14 protein-coding genes are annotated in these 16,048 nt (G+C 68.3%); 13 read left to right on the top strand and 1 reads right to left on the bottom strand.

Annotated features, from left to right (window positions below; translation table 11 throughout):
* The first annotated feature begins 700 nt into the window (after positions 1-700).
* On the top strand, positions 701-1,948 hold the full coding sequence (locus tag PU704_RS16490) for an IS256 family transposase (RefSeq protein ID WP_277552063.1): 1,248 nt from the start codon (positions 701-703) through the stop codon (positions 1,946-1,948).
* 356 nt (positions 1,949-2,304) lie between these two features.
* Here the strand turns inward: PU704_RS16490 and PU704_RS16485 are convergent, their stop codons facing one another.
* Entirely contained in the window at positions 2,305-2,583 is a 279-nt protein-coding gene (locus tag PU704_RS16485; protein WP_277552062.1) for an ArsR/SmtB family transcription factor, read from the bottom strand.
* A gap of 180 nt (positions 2,584-2,763) precedes the next feature.
* On the opposite strand from PU704_RS16485, the gene PU704_RS16480 reads away from it, so the two are divergent.
* The 12 genes from PU704_RS16480 to PU704_RS16425 are packed head-to-tail and all read left to right on the top strand — an operon-like array spanning position 2,764 to position 16,038.
* The gene (locus PU704_RS16480) at positions 2,764-3,885 is read left to right on the top strand and encodes a transglycosylase SLT domain-containing protein (RefSeq protein WP_277552061.1); all 1,122 of its coding nucleotides are present in this window, start codon (positions 2,764-2,766) and stop codon (positions 3,883-3,885) included.
* Positions 3,882-4,520, top strand: a complete 639-nt coding sequence (locus tag PU704_RS16475) for a hypothetical protein (RefSeq protein WP_277552060.1) — start codon at positions 3,882-3,884, stop codon at positions 4,518-4,520. The genes PU704_RS16480 and PU704_RS16475 overlap by 4 nt, the downstream gene beginning before the upstream one ends.
* Positions 4,517-6,088 carry a hypothetical protein gene (locus tag PU704_RS16470; protein WP_277552059.1) on the top strand — a complete coding sequence of 524 codons (1,572 nt, stop codon included), beginning with the start codon at positions 4,517-4,519 and terminating at the stop codon, positions 6,086-6,088. The genes PU704_RS16475 and PU704_RS16470 overlap by 4 nt, the downstream gene beginning before the upstream one ends.
* Positions 6,088-7,548, top strand: coding sequence for a MinD/ParA family ATP-binding protein (locus tag PU704_RS16465; RefSeq protein WP_277552058.1), 1,461 nt, complete (start codon positions 6,088-6,090; stop codon positions 7,546-7,548). Before PU704_RS16470 ends, PU704_RS16465 begins: the two co-directional genes overlap by 1 nt.
* A 2-nt stretch (positions 7,549-7,550) precedes the next feature.
* A complete protein-coding gene (locus PU704_RS16460) occupies positions 7,551-8,153 on the top strand; it encodes a DUF6668 family protein (protein ID WP_277552057.1) in 603 nt (200 codons plus the stop codon).
* Between the two features lie 17 nt (positions 8,154-8,170).
* Positions 8,171-8,440, top strand: coding sequence for a hypothetical protein (locus PU704_RS16455; RefSeq protein WP_035930757.1), 270 nt, complete (start codon positions 8,171-8,173; stop codon positions 8,438-8,440).
* A gap of 49 nt (positions 8,441-8,489) precedes the next feature.
* Positions 8,490-9,287, top strand: coding sequence for a DUF8175 domain-containg protein (locus PU704_RS16450; protein ID WP_277552056.1), 798 nt, complete (start codon positions 8,490-8,492; stop codon positions 9,285-9,287).
* On the top strand, positions 9,287-10,948 hold the full coding sequence (locus tag PU704_RS16445; RefSeq protein WP_277552055.1) for a hypothetical protein: 1,662 nt from the start codon (positions 9,287-9,289) through the stop codon (positions 10,946-10,948). Before PU704_RS16450 ends, PU704_RS16445 begins: the two co-directional genes overlap by 1 nt.
* Positions 10,945-12,477, top strand: a complete 1,533-nt coding sequence (locus PU704_RS16440) for an SCO6880 family protein (protein ID WP_277552054.1) — start codon at positions 10,945-10,947, stop codon at positions 12,475-12,477. Before PU704_RS16445 ends, PU704_RS16440 begins: the two co-directional genes overlap by 4 nt.
* Complete coding sequence (locus tag PU704_RS16435) at positions 12,477-14,009, top strand: hypothetical protein (RefSeq protein WP_277552053.1); 1,533 nt, start codon at positions 12,477-12,479, stop codon at positions 14,007-14,009. Before PU704_RS16440 ends, PU704_RS16435 begins: the two co-directional genes overlap by 1 nt.
* Positions 14,006-15,682, top strand: coding sequence for a type IV secretory system conjugative DNA transfer family protein (locus PU704_RS16430; RefSeq protein ID WP_277552052.1), 1,677 nt, complete (start codon positions 14,006-14,008; stop codon positions 15,680-15,682). Before PU704_RS16435 ends, PU704_RS16430 begins: the two co-directional genes overlap by 4 nt.
* Positions 15,679-16,038 (top strand): DUF4913 domain-containing protein, encoded by a 360-nt coding sequence (locus PU704_RS16425; protein ID WP_277552051.1) that lies wholly within the window; start codon positions 15,679-15,681, stop codon positions 16,036-16,038. Before PU704_RS16430 ends, PU704_RS16425 begins: the two co-directional genes overlap by 4 nt.
* The last annotated feature ends 10 nt before the right edge of the window (positions 16,039-16,048 follow it).

The following is a 16,048-nucleotide window of genomic DNA, read 5'->3' as shown; positions in this document are numbered from 1 at the left end:
GGTCCTCTGAATAGATCAGCATGCTTGGTCGCTACTGATCATCGGGGACCTCGACCCCTACCTTGCTGAACTCACTACGCGAGTCTCACTCCCCACCCGAAAGACGTAGAGCCACAAAAGGCCACTCACATGCGGCGAATCATGCCGCCAAGAATTATGAAGCTCGGGTGGGTCACGTCAAAGACGTGGAAGGGGTTCGCTCAGGGCATTTCACCCCTCAGTTGTTGGTGTCCGCACCTGCTGACCGTGCTCGTGGGCCACCAAGGTTGATGGACAGAGTTCACCCGGTAAGTACTGCAGTTGCCGTCGGGTGTACCTACTGTCGCCTGTCGTCGATGTAGTGCAGGTGGACTCTTGGAGGGATGCTCCACCTCATGCGTGCTCCACGACTCCTCCCTTGACATGTGCAGCCGGTTTTAGACAGTGAACCACGTCACGTCACTGCTGTCCAGAGCAGAGTTCTGCTAGACAGATTTGGCATTTGGGGAAGTTGGCAGCCATAGAGGGAGTGGGCTGTGAGGCAGATGGTGTGTGAGGGCCGTCCTGAGCCGAGAAGAGACGGCCATGTCAGAGCCCAGAAAGTTGCGTCCGGCAGAGTGGTGTACGGGTAGCCCGGTGAGCGCGTCGTCATAGACGAGGGCGGTCACCGCGTGATCCTTCGAGTGAACCTTCCACAGCACTCTCGAAGAGGACCATCACGATGACCGCTCCTTCCAGTATCGACCCTGCCCAGTTCCTGCACGAGCACCTTGCCCAGGCCTCACCGGACCTGCTGCGCGAGATGCTCACGACCTTCGTGAACACCCTGCTCTCGGCCGAGGCCGACACGGTGTGCGGAGCCGCCTACGGGGCCTCGTCCCCGGAGCGGGTGAACTCCCGCAACGGCTACCGCCACCGCGACTTCGACACCCGCGCCGGCACCCTCGACGTGGCGATCCCCAAGCTGCGGACCGGCACCTACTTCCCGGAGTGGCTCCTGGAACGACGCCGCCGGGCCGAGTCCGCCCTGACCTCCGTGGTGGCCACCTGCTACCTGCTCGGGGTCTCGACCCGCCGGATGGACAAGCTCGTACAGTCGCTGGGCATCACCGGGCTGTCTCGTTCCCAGGTCTCGACCATGGCCACCGACCTCGACGAGCACGTGGAGTCCTTCCGCACCCGGCCCCTGGATGCTGGGCCGTACACGTTCGTGGCAGCTGACGCGCTCACGATGAAGGTCCGCGAGGGCGGGAGGGTGGTGAAGGTCGCGGTCATGGTCGCCACCGGCGTCAACGCCGACGGCCACCGCGAGATCCTCGGCGTGCAGGCCGCCACGGCCGAGTCCGGGGCCGGGTGGCTGGGCTTCTTCCGGGATCTGGTGGCCCGCGGCCTGGCCGGGGTGCGCCTGGTGACCTCTGACGCCCACGCCGGGCTGGTCGAGGCCATCGGGGCGACCCTGCCCGGGGCGGCCTGGCAGCGGTGCCGCACCCACTACGCGGCGAACCTCATGGCGACCACCCCGAAGGCCTCCTGGCCGGCGGTGAAGGCGATGCTGCACTCGGTCTACGACCAGCCCGACGCCGCCTCGGTGCAGGCGCAGTTCGACAAGCTCCTCGAGATGGTCGAGCCCCAGCTGCCGGCCGTGCACGCCCACCTGGACGAGGCCAGGGCCGACATCCTGGCCTTCACCACCTTCCCCAAAGGACTGTGGCGGCAGATCTGGTCGAACAACCCCAACGAGCGGCTCAATCGCGAGATCCGCCGCCGCACCGACGTGGTCGGGATCTTCCCGGACCGCACCTCGCTGATCCGTCTGATCGGGGCCGTGCTGGCCGAGCAGCACGACGAGTGGGCCGAAGGACGGCGCTACCTCGGCCTGGACGTGCTCACCAAGTCCCGCCTGAGCCTCGTCAGCAGCACCACCACCGCACAGGAGGACACCACCACCCTCGGCGCCCTCAGCGCCTGACCCCACCAGGATCACGCCGATCCTGTACACCACTCAAAAGGACTTGACCCCCGTTTCACAGCTCATCGGCCCATCCATGGCAAGAACCTCATGCCTTACAGCACCTACCTGTTCACATAATGCGTACCGCGTCCCCGGATCAGGGGACAGATGCGATCTGACTGCTGGTCCTGTAGCTCTGCATGTTTGACGTCCCTGCCTCTGGGGTGCGGCGATGCAATGTCCCCCGCATTGATTGGGGTCCTGGAGTTTGCATACATACCATCGGCGTTGAGCTGAGGTAGGGCTCCGCCTTGCAAGAGCGGGACAGAAAGGACCTTTGGGGGAGAGCGTTGTGTTGGTGTGCCGCAACAGAATCAGGACGGGTTGTCGCCCAGGAGGTAGGCATCCAACGTGTCGAGCAGTTCTTGGATCCGCGCCTCGTTGAGCGTGTGGAGTGTCGGCCGGCCCCGGCCTGTCTGGGTTTCAGACACCACTACACCGAGGTCGCGCAGGATTGCCAGCTGTGGAGTCACGGTGCCCGAGGGCAGGGATAACCGCTCGTTGAGGTCGGGCCCCAGCAGGGGGCTCCGTCTGAGTTCGTGAATGATGGCGGCCCGTAGTCCGTTCCCGAGCGCGATGACGGCCTGATGCACGTCGTCACTTTGGCCCTGGGGCTGAATCGGCGCTGGCATACGGACCATTGTCCACACCTTCCACTGATTGCGCCGAATTTCCTCAAGACAGCGAATGCCCCGATGGACCCACCACGCTTTCTTGATTGCACTCTCCTTTCACTACATGATGGTACTACTAAACGTGGAAGGAGGTGACTCGTGGAAGAGGAAGAGTCCAGAAGCTCATCGACACTCGCAATTACTGTCCTGGCGTTGGTGGGAGTGGTCGCAGTAGGCGCCCCCATTGTGAGTGTGGCCGGCATCGCCCTGGTGACCGATATGCAAGCCGCAATGGGTCAGTGTTCCCCTTCCGCGGTCGTCTCCGATGAGGACTCCGAGGACGCGGTGATCAATGTCCCCAACGGTTGGGGGCCGTTGGTGGAGGAGGCCGCTAAGACGGCCGGGTTGCCGGTGAGCGTGGTAGCTGCCCAGCTCAAGCAGGAGTCCAACTGGAATCCCAATGCCGGCAGTTCTGCCGGGGCTCAGGGCATCGCCCAGTTCATGCCCGAGACCTGGGCCCAGTACGGGAACGGCGGGAACGTGACTGACCCCGAGGACGCGATTCCGGCCTACGGCCGCTACATGGCAGATCTCAAGAATGAAGTGAAGTCCCTGGCCGGCAACGACGCGGACCAGTTGGTGCGCCTGACCCTGGCTGCCTACAACGCCGGCCCCGGCGCGGTCGCCCAGCACAAGGGTGTGCCGCCGTTCGCGGAGACCCAGCGGTACGTGGAGAGAATCCTGGACGGCGGTCAGATCGAGTTCTCGCCCGGGTGTGAGGCCCCCACCGGTGGCAAGGCGTGGGACGGGGACCTGGGGGAAGGGGAGTGGACCACACCGCTTCCGGGCGGGAAGTTCACCTCCGGTTACGGGCGGCGCAACGTGCCCGGTGTGCCCGAGTGGGCGCAGGACCACGTGGGCTTGGACTTCGCCACCCCCGGTGCTGGCTCCGGTGCCGGTGGTCCGGTGATCGCCCCGACCGATCTGCGGATCACCGGGTTCAACGCTGCGGACGGGTGCGTGATCGCCAAGGAGGACGGGGACGACCCCGATTTCGGGTTCGCCTTCTGTCACCTGAACTCCTGGGGCGTGAAGAAGGGCCAGAAACTCAGCCGCGGCGACGTGATCGGTGTGGAGGGCAACCGGGGTCAGTTCGGCATGTCCACCCACCTGCACATCGAGATTTACAAGCCCAATGCCCCCGACGTCGTTTTTCCCTATCAGGGCTTCAACATCGACCCCGAGCCGATCCTGCGAGAGAAAGGAGCGTGGCCGGCATGAGCCGCCACTACCCCCACCTGATCACTGCCCTGGCCCTGTGCGCCGTACCCCTGGCGGGATGCTCTGCTGAGCCGGCTCAGGAGACGTCCGCCTCCTCCAGCGCGACGGCCTCGGCCAGCTCGGCCCCGGCCGCCTGGCCTACGACCAGCAGCTTCCCCACCCCGGAGGTCCCCGGGGATGGAACGTTCCCGGCAGTTGAGGACGTGGACCGCACCGACGTGGACTCCACCGCCCGAGCGGCCGCCATTCTGCTGCACTCCTGGGACACCGTGGTGGACCGCACCGAGACGGCCGCGGCGATCCGCACCAAGCCACTCATGTCCGATGAGTGGGCGGCCCACCAGGTGGAGCCTGAGCGCAACTCCTCCCAGGGGGCGTGGCTGGACCCCGCCTCGCACGGGGCCTACAGCCGCGCCCAGGCGGTGCCGGCGATCGGGGACACGACCCGCGACGTTGCTGACGATAAGGCGGTCCGGGCGTACAAGGTGACCTGGCGGTGGGCCAGCCGCGACGGGGAACCGGCCGAGGGCACCGGAACCCGGCACGTGACGATCTACCTGGAGCGCCACTCCGGGGCCTGGGAGGTCGTGGGCCACCAGTCCCACGAGCTGCCCGCCGGGGAGGCCACCTCGTGAGCCCGGCCGTGCACACCTGGCCGGTGATCACTTTGACCTTCGGGGCGGAGCAGATCGTGGCCGATGCCAACGGGGAGGTACTGACCTATCCGGTGCTCGATGCCGCCACCGCGCACGAGGTCGCCGCGGATGCGGCCGCCGAGGCGTGCCGGCGGCTGGGGTTGAAGGCGTGCCGGGTGCAGGGTCACACCGAGGACGGGTCGGTGTTCGAGATGGTCGTGGACGCCGAGCTGGGCACCTTGGAGGAGTACGAGCCCCCGGCTGGTCCCAGGCCGGCCACCAGTAGTAGTGGACGGCAGGGCGGGAGCAGCGCCAGCACACGCAAGGCGGGTGCCCGGTCTGGGAGCCAGCGTCGTCGTGCTCTGGCGATCTGGGGCAGCGTCGGGATTCTGGGATTGACGGCCGGGGCCTCGGTGGCGATGAACCTGACCGCCGATGATGGGGAGCCGGTCGCGGTGGTGCACACCCCGCCCCCGGCGCAGCTGCCGGTGCCGGCTCCGGCCGGGTGGGACACCTACGGCGCCTGGGCCACCCCCATGTCCGGCTCCCCGGTGAAGGCGATCCTGGACTGGGAGGGTCGGCCGGTCAGTGTGGACGGGAGCAAGCTCATTGGCCACGACCCCGACACCGGGGTGGAGCAGTGGAGCCGGGCCGCGCCGTTCACCGTGACCCAGATGGCGGTGTTCACCGTTGACGGGCAGACCCGCCTGGCAGCCGCCACGTCCAAGGAGCTGGTGCTGTTCACCCCGGACTCGCCCGAGCCGATCCGGGTGGAGGTTCCTCAGGAGGCGACCGTGGTCCTGGACGGGGGCACGGTGCCCCGGCTGGATCTGCCCGATCAGAAGTCCCTGCTGGTGGCAGCGGACGGGTCCACCGCCGCCCGGGTGGTCCCGGCGGCCGCCAAGCCCCTGGAGGCCCAGGGGGCGGACCTGATCGCCGCTGATGCCAAGGCGGGGAAGGTGTGGCGGGTCGGCACCGACTCCGCGGCCCTGCCCAAGCCGGCGACCCTGCCGGCCCCGGCCAAGGGCGCGGAGCTGACCGCCGTGCTCGGCAGCGTGGAGGGCCGGGTGGTCGCCGCGTGGAAGGACGGCAAGCAGACCGTCGTCGGCTTCTATGACGTCGATGAGGCCACGGATGCGACTGCGGTGAAGCAGGTCGCGGTGCGCGAACTCAACGGGAGCCAGATCACCACCTCCACGGTTCAAGCCGATCGGGCGCACGGGTTGCTGCTGGCCTCCTCGGTGCTGATCGATGTGGAAGCCACCACCGCCCACCGCATGGAGGGCCAAGCCACGCTGGCCGCCGGCTACGCCTGGGTCACCGATGACGGGGAGCAGTCCCAGGTCACCCGTGACGGGGCGACCGAGGCCACCACCAGAGCCGATCAGGCGGCGGTGCCTGACGTCATCACGGACAACGGGATGGCGATGACTCGGGTGGCCGGGGCCACCGATGGCTCCCTCTACGCACTGGTCGAGACCGGCCCCACCCCCACAGCCAGCCCTTCGCCAACTGCCAGCACTTCACCGATTGCGAGCCCTACCCCCACTGCCAAGGAGAGCCCCTGATGAGAATGACCGCCACGATCGACTCCACCGGTGCCGTGGAGCTGGACACTGCCGGGCAGATCACCCGTGAGAACCACTCCACCGTGGGCGATGCCCGCCGGGCCGTGATGGCTACGGCAAAGACCCTGGCGGAGCAGACCAGCCAGGACATGCAGCTGCACATCGAGGACCCCTCCGGGTCCCGCACCTTCCTGGTCGGCGCCGATGGCACGTCCCGGCAGGAAAGTGTGGCCCCGGCACCGGCCACCATCGAGCCTCCGGCCCCGGTCGAGCCCGCTCGGTCCGAGTCGGTGCCTGCCGTGGAATCGGCGGTGCCAGCGCCGGTAGAGCCGGTGTCCGCTGCTGAGCCTGAGCCCGTGCCTGCCGTAGAGCCGATGGAGCCGGCGTCGGGGGAGACCGCCCCGGTGGCTGCGGCGGCGGAGGAGGAACAGGCCCCCGCTACACCGGCCGCGGCCGGTGCCACGGCACCGAATCCGTTCCTCGGTGGCCGCCCCTCCACGGCCCGCCCGGCGGAGCCCGCTGCGGCTGGTAGTCGGCGGGAGTCGTTGCCGTCCTTCGTGGACCGCCCCGAGGTGGACGCCCCGGCCCAGCACGGCTGGCGCGGTGCACTGAACTCAATGGGCCTGCACCTGGCGCCCTCGGCCGCCGAGCTGAGCCAGCGCCAGGACGAGGCCGCGGTCTCGGCCCACTGGCCGGGCCCGCGCACGATCGCTGTCCTGAACCCCAAGGGCGGGGCCGGCAAAACCCCCACAGTCATCTGCCTGTCGGCCGTGTTCGCCCGCCTCTCCGGTGGCGGGGTGCTGGCCTGGGACAACAACAACTCCCTGGGCTCGCTGGGCTGGCGCACCTTCGACGCCGGGCACGAGTCCACTGTGGTCGATCTGCTCGGACGCACCGAGCACTTCATGACCTCCGACGCCCGGGTAGGAGACCTGTCCGGGTACGTCCACCACCAGCCCGCCGATCGCTACGACGTGCTGCGCTCCGATGACCGCTCCGGGGACCAGGAACGACACATGGTCACCGGGACCGAAGTGGACCGGCTGCACGCGGTGGCCGCGAAGTACTACCGGGCCATCGTCATGGACTCCGGCAACACCGAACGCGGAGCGAACTGGCAAGCGATGATCCGCCACGCCGATCAGGTGGTGATCCCGGTGAAGTCCGTCGACGACGCCGCCGAGGGCGCCTCCCGGGTGCTGGCCGCCCTGCACACCGGGGACACCCACGCCCAGGAGCTCGCCCGGAATGCGGTGATGGTGGTGCTGTGCTGCGAGCCCGGCCACCAGAAAACCAAAGCCAAAGAACTGGCCGCCGAGTTCGCCCCCTACGCCCGTGCCGTGGTCACGATCCCCTATGACCGGGCGCTGGTAGAGGGTCGGGTGCGGTTCTCCGCGATGACCCCGGCCACCCGCCGGGCCTGGCTCCGAGCCGGGGCGGCAGTGCGGGAGGGACTGTGATCGTGGACAACCCCCGTAACCCCTTCGTGGCCGCGCCGGAGGTCATCGAGGAGGAGGACCCGATGGAGGAGGACCCTATCCTCGGGTCCCGAGACTCCATCCGTGGGCCGCAGAACCTCCAGCAACGGCTGGCCGAGGAACCAGTGCCCGCCGAGGAACCGGCCACCCCGGTGGAGGTTTCCCAGGCCACGCTGTGGCTGGTCGGCGCCTCCGGCGGGGTGGGCACAACCACGCTGGCCGGGCTGTGCTCGGAGGCCATCGTGGATGCGGCGGTGCAGGAGCCGGAGTGGGCAGGACGTGCGCTGTTGGTGTGCTCCACCAGTGCGGCCTCCCTGGAAGCGGCCGCCCAGCTGGCGCGCAAGTCCGCCACCGGGCAGCTGCCCTATGAACTGGTCGGTCTGGTCATCGTCCACGACCGGCCCAAGAACCGGATCACCAAACCCACCCTGAGCTTCGCCCGCAGTGTGGCGCGCATGTTTCCCGTGGCCATGACCGTCCCCTACGAACCGTCCTGGCGCGAGGTCGTCGTCACCCCTGCCCCTTCCAGCACCCGGTTGAAAACCGTGCTGAGAAGAATCGAAAAAATCGCCCAGACCGGGCACTGAGAAAGGAAACCCCCCCAATGCTGACCAACACCCTCAACGCCCTGATGATCCCGGCCATCAACGCCACTCCGACCCAGCCCCCGGGCATGGAGAACGTGACCATGATCCTCGGCTGGATTCTCTGGGCCGCCGGGCTGGTGCTGTTCGTCTACTTCATCTTCGGGCTCGTCACCGCCGGGCGGAACCGCCGCCGAGGCGATGAGGTCGAGGCCCCGGTGTGGCCGCTGGTCGCGGCCGCCCTGCTCGGGGCGGCCGGGGCGATCTGGAACATGATCACCGGCGGCTGAGCCGGCCCCCGTTCCTCACCCGGCACCGCAACGACAGGGAGACCCCCCGATGGACACGAACAACAACGACGCAACCCGGACCCGCCCCCGCTGGTTCGGCCCGGCGATGATCGCCTTGGTGCTGCTGCTGGTCGCGGTGGCCGGCTGGACCATCCGCAACCTCTCTACCCCTGATGAGGTGCAGGCACCCACGACCCCTGCTGCCACGACCGCCCCCACCCAGGGGGAAGCCGAGGCGGCTGCCCCTGCCTCCGGGGAGGACTTCGCCTGGGACTGCCAGGCGCAGCTGAGCACCGACACCTCCTCGGTGGCCGATGAGGCCCCCGAGGTCCTGGACTGGGTGGCCGCCGGCTACAACGTGGTGCCCTCCTCCGACGAGTTCGGCGGCTGCGAACGACGCGACTCGGGGCTGCGGGTCGGCTTCGCTCACTCGGAGGCCGGGGCGCTGATGGCTGCCGCGACCTACGCGATGGCCTTGGATCCTTCGCTGAGCGAGGAGGCCGCGGAGGACGTGGAGGTGGCAATGGTGGAAGGTCCCAACCGCGACCAGATCGAGGAAAAAGCTCAGCGCATCCGCGATGGTCTGGAGCAGGGTGACGACGGGACCACAACGGCCTCGTCCACGTTGCTCGGCTATTCCCAGCTCAACTACACCGATGAGGCCGCCTCCTACCAGCTGGTCTACTCCTTCCCTTCGGGCAACGGCTTGGAGCAGAAAGCCCTCGCCCAGGCTGACCTGGTGTGGGAGGACGGGGACTGGAAGCTGGACCCGGCCTCGGGCACGAAGATGATGACGGCCGACCTCCACCAGGGCCAGCCCTACATCGAGTGGGGGCCCAAGGTCTAATGGGACTGCTCGGAGACCTCGCCAGCGGTATCGCCGGGGACACGGTGGAGAAGTTGATCCTGTTCATGGCCGGGTGGCTGGTCGAAATCTTCACCACCATGCTCGATTTCGTGGGCACCTGGTGGCTGAATATCGGCGCACCGGCAATGGGCGCCGGATCGGCCACCGAACGGGTGCAGACTGCCACCACGACCTTCGTCGGCGTTGCCGGCATCATCGGCACCGCCTTCGCCGTCATCAAGATCGCTCGGGACCACAACCGGGAGTCGGCGGAGAACCTGGTAATGGGTCTGATCCGCACCGTGGTGGTCTCCGGGCTGGCGGTGTCGATGGTGTCCCTGTCGCTGGCGGTCACCGATGAGGTGGCCCCGTGGCTGGTGGACACGATCGCCGGCAACGCGGCCCGGGACGGTTTGGGACAGTCGATGGATCTGGACGCTGTGGCCGGGTCCAAGATGGCGCTGACCACGGCGGGAATTTTGATCGTGTTGGCCCCTTTCGCCATCCTCGGGGCGATCCTTAATGCGGCCCTGGTGATCTTCTCCTACGGGGTGGCTGGAGCCCTGTGCGGGCTGCTGCCGATCTTCGCTGCGGCCTCGACCACGGAGCGGGGACGCAAGGCGTTCGACAAAGCGGTGGGTTGGCTGATTTCGGTGATCCTGTTCAAGCCGGTCGCGGCCGTGCTCTACGGTTTCGGGCTGGCGCTGATGAACGGGATCAGGGGCACCGGTGACGGTGAGGTGGCCAACCATGTGATCACCCTGCTCACCGGCACCGTGATCATCTTCTCCGCTTGCCTGTCGATGCCCGCCCTGGCCCGCGTGATGGTCCCGGCCGTTAGCGCTGGTCCGCGCGGCATGGGCGCTGGTGGGCTGGCGATGCTCGGTGGCGCGGTGGCCATCGGTGCACTCACCGCTGGCGTCGGCACGGTCGCCGCCGGAGCGGCCGCCGCGGGTGCCGGAGCGGCCGGGGCCGGTGCTGGAGCGGCCGGTGGCGCTGCTGGAGCTGCTGGCGCTGGAGCTGCCGGAGGCGCTGCGGGTGCTGGAGCCGGTGGCGCTGGAGCTGCCGGGGCCGGTGCCTCGGGTGCTGGCGCCGGTTCGGGTGCCTCGGGTGCTGGCGCCGGTTCGGGTGCCTCGGGTGCTGGCGCCGGTTCGGGTGCCTCGGGTGCTGGGGGCGGTGCCTCCAGTTCGACCGGGGCGCCGGGATCGGCTGTTGCTGGCGCGCCTGGTGGTGGGTCTTCCTCAGCCGGTGGGCCGGCCGGTGCCGAGAACGTGGAGAGCACCACAGCCGGTGCAGCTCCTACCTCCGCACCAGGAACCACGACCAGTGGGGCCTCGGGCGCGGAGAACGTGCAGACCCCGAGCACGGGTGCCGCCCCCAGCAGTGCCGCCGGCACCGGCGGGGCCTCGGGTGCTGAGAACGTGCAGAGCTCGAGCCCGTCCCCGGCAACGGCCGGTGGGGCATCTGAGGCGGCGGGGCCGACCGGTGCCGAGCCGGTGGCTCCGACCAATGGTGCCGGGCCGACTGGACACCCGGACGGGGAAGGGTCCTCGGCCACAGGCGCCAAGAAACCGTTGGTCAACGGCCAACGGATCGAATTCGGGCTACGGGAAGTCGTCCGGGACGCTGAGCAATCCATCGAAAGTGGTGAGGATCTGTGAGTAGTAACCAGGTGATCGTGCGGCAGTACGGCAACATCGCCGAGGACAAGACGGCCGGGCTGCTGGGGTTCTCGATGGCCTCCACCGTGGTCCTCGGTGTCGGATCGGTGCTGGTGTTCCTGTTCATCATGGCCTCCCAGATCTGGGTTGCCGCCGGCATCGCCCTGGCCGCGTTCATCGTGGCCACCGTGCTCGGCTCCAAGGACCGCCACGGCCGATCCAAGCCCGAGCGCTGGATCGCGAGGGGCATGTTCTCCCGGGCCGAGAAAAAGCACCGGACCACCTACAAGGCCGGGCCGACCTCACAGATCCCCGACGGGTCCTTCCGCGCCCCGGGCGTACTGGCGGCGACCGAGCCGGTGTCCTTCACCGACCTGTTCGGCCACCAGGGCGTGATGCTGTGGCACCCGAAGCTGAAGACCGGAACCGTGTTCGTCATCGCCAACTCCTCCGGGCTGGGGCTGCTGGATCAGGACCGGGTGGACCGCATGGTGGGCACCTGGGCCGCCTTCCAGCGCGACGCCGGCTCCAACACCGAACTGGTGCAGGTTTCGGTCACCACCCAATCCACCACTGATCCGGGGGAGCGGCTGCCCGATGCGGTGGCCGTGGGCCGGGCTCAGGCCGGGTCCCAGTCGGTGCCGGCTTTCGCCCGGGCGACGATGGACGAGGTGGTCGCCAACCTCAACCAGGACGTGCCCAAGCTGGAGCAGTGGATCGCGCTGACGTTCAGTGCCCGGGCCAACGAGGGTGAGGGGGTGCCCGAGCGCACCGCCGAGGAGCTGGCCACGGACGTCTCCTCGCTGCTCAGTGGGTTCCTGGAGCAGCTGGAGCAGGCCGGTGCCGGGTCCGTGTCTCTCATGCAGGAACACGACCTGATCGACCAGACGCACGTCGCCTACAACCCCCTGGCGGCCGCCGCGGTGGAGAAGGCCCGCCTGTCAGAGGCCGGCACCGGGCTGCGCTGGGAGGAGGTCGGGCCCTCCGCCGCCCGGGTGGTCGGTTCCCCGGGTCGGTATGAGCACGGTGGGGTGGTGTCGAAGTCCTGGCAGATGTGGCGTCCCCCGGCCGGGACGTTCCGGGAGAACGCCCTGGTGGCCCTGCTGGCCCCGAATGCGGAGATGTTGCAGAAGCGGGTGACGGTGTTCTACCGGCCCCAGTCCCCGGACAAGTCGGCCACCCAGGTGCAGCAGTCGTTGACGAACGCGCAGTTCGCGGCGAACCAGAAGAACCGCCGGCCCACCAGCTCCCAGATCATCGCCCTGGAGAAAGCCCGGAAGGCCGAACGCGAGCAGGCCGAGGGGGCGTCGCTGGTGCGGTTCTCGATCGTGGTCACCGCCACCGTCGAACGGGTTGAGCAGTTGCCGCGGGTGGCGGCTACCCTGCGGCGCAACGCCTCCCAGGGCGTGCAGCTGGGCCTACGGGAGTGCGATTACAACGACGACGCGGCGTTCGCGTTCAACCTCGGTCTGGGCGTGGTGCCCGATGCCGTAGCGACGATTCCGGCTGATGTGCGAAAGGCGCTGTGATGTCTGTTTTCGACCAGTTCACCGATGCGATTCTCAACAAGTTCTTCGGCCGGTCCACTGCGGCCGGCACCGGGCAGTTGCGGGAGCTCACCGAGAAAGGCGTGGACGTGCCCCACGGCGGGATGAATTCCTGGGTGGAGGCACCGCCGGAATTCACCGCGACCTCCAACCAGACCGCGGGACTGTGGCCCTTCGCCGTGGGCACTTCCTCACCCTTGGTAGGGGCGGTGCTGGGGCGCAATCAGCTCAACGGTTCGGTGGTGTGCGGGGACCCGATCAACCTGTTCCTGCGCGGGATCATCTCTTCCCCCTCCTGCTTCATCCTCGGACTCCAGGCCCGGGGGAAGTCCTCGGTGGCGGTGCGCATGGCCCTGGCCCTGGTGGACCAGGGGTTCCTGTTCGTCGGGGCCAGTGATGTGAAGCCGGATCTGGCCGGGCTCACCGTTGAGGTGGGCGGGCAGGTCATCCGGGTGGCTCCTGGTGTGGGGTCGATCAACCCCTTGGATGCCGGGCCGTTGTGGCGCCGGCTGGGTGAGCTGCCCGAGGCGTTGCAGCGGCAGATGCGGGCGGAGATTCACAGCCGCCGCCTCAATGCGCTGACCGGGCTGCTGGAGCTGGTGTTCAAGGCACCGTTGGATGCCCGGCAGCAGGAGCCCACGGTGCTGTCGATGGCGATCACCGAAGCCGCCGAGCACGCCGAGGCCCAGGGCCGGCAACCGATCATCGCCGACGTGGTGGACGTGATCACGGTAGCGCGGCCGGCGATCATGGCCGCGATCCTGGTCGATGACCAGGCGGCCTATCGGGGGCAAGTGCGCAATCTGCTGGCCGGGCTCAACGCCCTGGGCGCCCACGGGCCGTTCGGGGACGTGTTCTGCCGGCAGACCTCCGAGGAAATGGAGATCGACCAGTCGGTGGACTTCGACCTGTCGGCCATCGACGAGACCCTGTTGGATCTGCGGGCGGCGGTGCAGATCGTGTGCTGGTCCTACGCCCAGGCCGGGATCTCCGCAGCCAAGACCCTGGCCGAGGCCGGGCTGATGGAGGAGCGCCACCACCTGATGATCATGGACGAGTTGTGGCAAGCCCTGCGGGCCTCCGAGCTGCTGGTCCACCAGATCGACGGCATCACCCGCCTGAACCGCACCAAGGGTCTCGGGCAGTTGCTGATCACCCACTCCATGAAAGACCTCCAGCTCTCGACCGAGGAGCTGACGAAGATCGCCACCGGGTTCATGGAGCGCTCCTCCATGAAGGTGCTCGGTGGGCTGGCGCAGAACGAGATGGGGATGCTGGAGACGGTCTTCCCGCTCTCCGAGCAGGAGAAGGCGCTGCTGGTGGCGTGGTCGGCCGAGGGTTCGGTAAACCCTAAGACCGGGCGCACCTCGCCCCCTCCAGGGCGGGGCCGGTTCATGCTCAAGACCGGGGAGGCCCCGGGGGTGCCGTTCCAGACCAACCTCACCGCCGGGGAGATGCGGGTCCATGACACCAACGCCGCGTGGGCGGCCGCCCAGGCACGGGTGAACGCATGAACAACGACCAGAACAAGAGCTTCATCGGCGTGCTGATCCTGTTCACCGCTGTGATGGGTGCGGTCGGCCTGGTGCATCTGGGGAATGTGCTGACCCCGGTGACCGGGGACCTGCCCTGGAACCCGTTCACGCTGGGGATCGAGCTGGCCACCGGGGCGGTGGACTGGCCGATGGCCGCCACCTTCCTGGTCGGTCTGGAGGTGGTGGCCGGTGTGGCCGCGCTGATGGTGTGGGGCACGCGCACCCCGTCCAAGACTCAGGAGGCCGCCCGGCGGATGAGCCCTCCCGGGCGGATCAACCCGGCGATGGGCCCCGCGCGATCGGAGGAGGCCCACCGGCTCCACCCCCAGGCCGAGAACATCGGGCCGGGCCTGACGATCGGATGGGTGGGCAAGAACCCGGTGTATCAGGGGTGGCGGGAGTGCTCGGCACACGTGTGGGGCACTGGTCGCGGTAAGACCACCTCCCAGGTGATCCGCCATGCCGTCGAGGCGCCGGGTGCATTCGTGATGACGTCGAACAAGGTGGACGGGGTGGCCGAGGTCCTGGCCGCCCGCACCGGGACGGGCAGCACCGTATGGCTGTTCGACCCGCAACGCATCTGGCGCGACAGCGCCCGTCCGGCGATGATCTTCAACCTCCTGGCCACCGTCACCGACACGGTCTCGGCCGGGGAAGTCGCCTCCATCTTTGAGACCGCCTCAGCCGGGGCGGCCGCCGGTGGGAAGGGTGATCCACAGTTCGACTCCCAGGGCCGCGACTACCTCTCCTGGTGCCTTTTGGCGGCCGCCAAGAGCGGCAAAACGCTCTCGGACGTGCTGAGGTGGGTGTCCTCGGCCGACTTCCTGGAACCGGCCCAAGCCTTGAAGCAGGCCGGCCACACCGGGCCGGCCGCAGCGGTGGATGGGATGGGGCGTCAACCGGAGGACACCCGGGGGTCGGTGGCTGCCAGTGCTCAGCGCATGTCCTCGGCCCTGGTCCACGACGAGCTGCTGGCCTGGACCACTCCGACCCCGGGGGTGCCGGTGTTCGATCCGCACCGCTTCGTCACCAGCAAAGACACCCTGATCCTGCTCACCCAGGACGCCGCCGGCTCCGGGGCGGCGTTCGTCTCCACACTGGTCTACGCGGTGGTCACCGCCGCCCAGCAGGCGGCCCGCCGTGCTGGGGGCCGGCTGTCCGTGCCGTTGGTGGCTGACCTCGATGAGGTCGGCAACGTGGTCAAGCTCAAGCAGCTGCCCGAGTGGTACTCCTACTTCGGGTCCATGGGCATCGTGGTCTCCGCCTACTTCCAAACCCGCGGCCAAGGCGTGGACATGCTCGCCCGCACCGGGTGGGACACCCTCTGGTCGGCGGCCGCGATCAAGGTCTACGGCGGCGGCTCCGACGACGCGGAATTCCTGGAGTCCCTGCGAAAACTCATCGGCACCTACGACGCGAAGGTGCGCAGCACCTCCACCTCCCGGGGAGTGGCCTCCCGGTCGGTGCAAACACAGCAGCGCGACATTATGCCCGTCTCCAAGCTCTCCGAGCTGCCGGCCGGCCACGCCTGGGTGAAGACCTCCACCGGCGGCGGCACCATCGTGCGCACCGTGCGGTGGTTCGAGGACAAGGACCTGACAGCCCGCATCACCCCGGTGCTGGAGCGGATCACGGAAGGACAGCGGCGATGACCGATCAAATAGCAACCACGGACGAAAACCAGCCCACCGTGGAAGATTTCATTGAGTGGGTCCAGGCCACGATGGCCGATGTGGAATCCGTGGACCGCTCCGCCAACATGCACTGGTGCTCCCAGTGGTGGGCCCACCCCGAGGCCGTCAAGCGGTTGCGCGCCCTCCACGAGGAGTGGCTGCTCCGCCTGGCCGATGGGGGCATGTCCTCATGGTGGGTTGATCACTTCGACGCTCACGCCAAAGTGCTGTTCGCCCGCAATGGCCCCTTCGGGGAGTGCGGGGTCTCCCACACCGAACGCGGAATGCGCCGGACGCTGGCCTGCGAGCAACCCCCTAGCGACTGGTCATGGTGACCACATAGAC

Origin of the sequence: Kocuria oceani, from assembly GCF_029524215.1 — a bacterium.
Lineage (GTDB): Bacteria > Actinomycetota > Actinomycetes > Actinomycetales > Micrococcaceae > Kocuria > Kocuria oceani.
Note: the sequence above shows the minus strand (reverse complement) of the source record. Positions and strands in the feature narration are given on the sequence as shown.

What these genes read in the sequence shown, in the direction of transcription:
- PU704_RS16490 (WP_277552063.1), top strand. Translation starts at nt 701, where the DNA reads ATGACCGCTCCTTCCAGTATCGACCCTGCCCAGTTCCTGCACGAGCAC.
- PU704_RS16475 (WP_277552060.1), top strand. Translation starts at nt 3,882, where the DNA reads ATGAGCCGCCACTACCCCCACCTGATCACTGCCCTGGCCCTGTGCGCC.
- PU704_RS16465 (WP_277552058.1), top strand. Translation starts at nt 6,088, where the DNA reads ATGAGAATGACCGCCACGATCGACTCCACCGGTGCCGTGGAGCTGGAC.
- PU704_RS16455 (WP_035930757.1), top strand. Translation starts at nt 8,171, where the DNA reads ATGCTGACCAACACCCTCAACGCCCTGATGATCCCGGCCATCAACGCC.
- PU704_RS16450 (WP_277552056.1), top strand. Translation starts at nt 8,490, where the DNA reads ATGGACACGAACAACAACGACGCAACCCGGACCCGCCCCCGCTGGTTC.
- PU704_RS16445 (WP_277552055.1), top strand. Translation starts at nt 9,287, where the DNA reads ATGGGACTGCTCGGAGACCTCGCCAGCGGTATCGCCGGGGACACGGTG.
- PU704_RS16435 (WP_277552053.1), top strand. Translation starts at nt 12,477, where the DNA reads ATGTCTGTTTTCGACCAGTTCACCGATGCGATTCTCAACAAGTTCTTC.
- PU704_RS16430 (WP_277552052.1), top strand. Translation starts at nt 14,006, where the DNA reads ATGAACAACGACCAGAACAAGAGCTTCATCGGCGTGCTGATCCTGTTC.
- PU704_RS16425 (WP_277552051.1), top strand. Translation starts at nt 15,679, where the DNA reads ATGACCGATCAAATAGCAACCACGGACGAAAACCAGCCCACCGTGGAA.